The sequence below is a fragment of the Streptosporangium jomthongense genome (genome assembly GCF_042650425.1).
Taxonomy (GTDB): domain Bacteria; phylum Actinomycetota; class Actinomycetes; order Streptosporangiales; family Streptosporangiaceae; genus Streptosporangium.
The window spans coordinates 1-2,796 of sequence record NZ_JBHSBC010000029.1; the positions used below are offsets into that span (position 1 = coordinate 1).

General features: G+C 66.1%; 1 protein-coding gene. It reads right to left on the minus strand.

What is annotated here, in order from left to right:
• On the minus strand, window positions 1–2,788 hold a 2,788-nt coding region (locus ACFOYY_RS25010), incomplete at its 3' end, for an amino acid adenylation domain-containing protein (RefSeq protein ID WP_386192531.1).
• Window positions 2,789–2,796: the final 8 nt, after the last annotated feature.

The window sequence follows — 2,796 nt, forward strand, 5'->3', positions numbered from 1 at the left end:
ACACCTCATGCACACACCGCGAAACACCCCCCACCTCAGCGGTCAGGCCGTCGAGGAGGGCGCGGTCGGAGGCGGGCAGGAAGACGGTGCGGGCGTCGCCGTACGGATCCGCGGCCATCGCGACCAGGACCTGCCGGTACATCTCCGCCAGGCGGTCGGCGTTCCTCTCGCCGATCACGTGGGTGTCCACGGCGATGGCGACGTGGCCGACCCTGACGGACACGTGCAGCGGGAACTCGGTCGGGCTGTCGTCGATGCTGGCCAGGTAGTCGACCAGCTCGGTGTCGACCTGGTCGAAGTCGAGGTAGATGAACATGCCGTCGAGCAGCCGCCCGCCGGTCTCGTGCTGGATCGCCCCCAGGGGGAACCGGCGGTGCCGCCACATGGCCGTCTCGGTGGTGAACACCTCGTTCACCAGGTCATGCCAGGTACGGGCACCCCTGGTGTAGGGGAACGGAAGCGTGTTCAGGTACAGGCCGTAGACACGGTCGGCGCCGTCGGCCTCCGGCCTGCCGTGCAGGACCAGTCCGGTGTGGAAGGACTCCTGGTCGGTGATCTGGCTCAGCACCTTCATGTACGCGGCCAGCAGCACGCTCTTCAGCGGCACCCCGGCGGCGGCGGCCAGGGCGCGCAGGCCGTCCTCAAGGTCGGTGAAGGAGACCACCGCCTGCCGGACGGCGCGCGGCGTGTCCGGCCGGTCGCCCCAGGTCTCCGGAAGTGCCAGTTTGGGGTGGTCGGTGACGACGCCGCGCCAGAAGGCCCTGTCGTCCTCGGACTCAAGCGACCGCTGTTCGGCGGCCACGAAGTCGGCGTAACGCAGGGCGGGCAGCGGAGCCGGGTCGGGCACGGCACCGTCCCTGATCACCCGGTAGTACTCCAGCAGCTCCATCAGCATGGAGTGGTGGCTCCAACCCTCCAGGATCGCGTGGCACTCGGTGACCGACAGCCACCAGGACCGGTCGTCGCAGACGTGCGCGAACAGGCGGATCAGCCCCGGCCTGGTCAGGTCGAACAACCGGGCGCGCTCGTCGGCGGTGAACCGCCGTAGTGATCGGCCGACCTCCGCCTCGCCGAGGCCGCTCAGGTCGCGCACCTCGACGTGGAGTTCGGTTTCGGTGTGCACGAGCTGCAGGGGGACGGAGTAGCCGTCCAGGTCGAAGGAGGTGCGCAGCACCTCGTGCCGACGGGTCACCAGCCGGGCGGCGGCGCGGAAGGCCTCCGGATCGAAGGGCCGCTCGTCCCGGACGCGGAAGGAGGTGACGTTGTGGTAGGGGTTCCGCTCGTCGCCGGCCATGAGCTCCAGCAGCATGCCCGCCTGCACGTACGCGAGGGGGTAGGCGTCGGAGACACCGCTGGGCATCGCCGCCCGGTCCTCTTCGGCGAGCAGTTCGAAGGGCCGGACCAGGGGGGTCTCGGTCAGCGGGGACCCGAGACCGGGCAGACGGTCCATGAGTTCGGCGATGGTGCGGTGTTCGAAGACGTCACGGACCGAGATGTCGAAGCCGTTCTTGCGGAGGGCGCCCACCAAAGCGACCGCCCGGATCGAATGCCCACCCAACTCGAAGAAATTGTCATGCACCCCGACCCGCTCCACCCCCAAAACATCCCGCCAAATCCCCGCCACCAACTCCTCCACCACCGACCGAGGCGCCACGAAATCCACCCCCGCCGCCAACGCCCCCCGACCAGGAACCGGCAACGCCCGCCGATCCAACTTCCCGTTGTTGTTCAACGGAATCGCCGCCACCCCCACAAACGCCGACGGCACCATGTACTCCGGCAACGACCGAGACAACTCCTCCCTCAACCGAACCGGATCAACCCCCTCCCCCACCACATAACCCACCAACCGCCGATCACCAGGAACGTCCTCACGCACCACCACAACCGCATCAACCACTCCCTCCACCCGCCGCAACACCGCGACGATCTCCCCCAACTCGATCCGGAAACCCCGAACCTTCACCTGATCATCAACACGCCCCAGGAAATCCAAACTCCCATCCGCACGCCGACACGCCAGATCCCCACTCCGATACAACCGCCCACCCGCCGGACCAAACGGATCAGGCACAAACCGCTCAGCCGTCAAAGACGGCCGATTCAAATACCCCCGCGCCACCCCCGGACCACCCACATAAATCTCCCCCGCCACCCCAACCGGCACCGGACACCCAAACGCGTCCAACAAATACACCCGAAGATCAGCCAACGGACGCCCCACCGGATTACCCCCACCCGGCAACAAATCCCCCGCCACCAACCGGTGATACGTCGTATGCACCGTCGTCTCGGTAATCCCATACATGTTCACCAACGCCGGCCGCTCCAACCCGAACCGCTCCACCCACGGCGCCAGCTCCGCCAACTCCAACTTCTCCCCCGCGAACACCACCACCCGCAACCGATCCAGACACACCCTCCCCTCCCCCGCCAAACCCACCAAACCCCGAAACGCCGACGGCGTCTGATTCAACACCGTCACCCCATGCCGAACCAAAACCCCCAACAAATCCTCCGGCGACCGCGTCACCTCCCGCGGCACCACCACCAAAACACCGCCATACAACAACGACCCCCACAACTCCCACACCGAAACATCAAACGCAAACGAATGACACAACACCCACACATCATCCGAAGAAAAACCATAATGACGCTCCGCGACCTCCAACAAACGCACCACATTCCGATGCTCCAGCACCACACCCTTCGGCCGCCCCGTCGAACCCGACGTATAAATCACATACACCACACCACCCGGCGAACAAACCACACCAGGATTCACATCAGAAA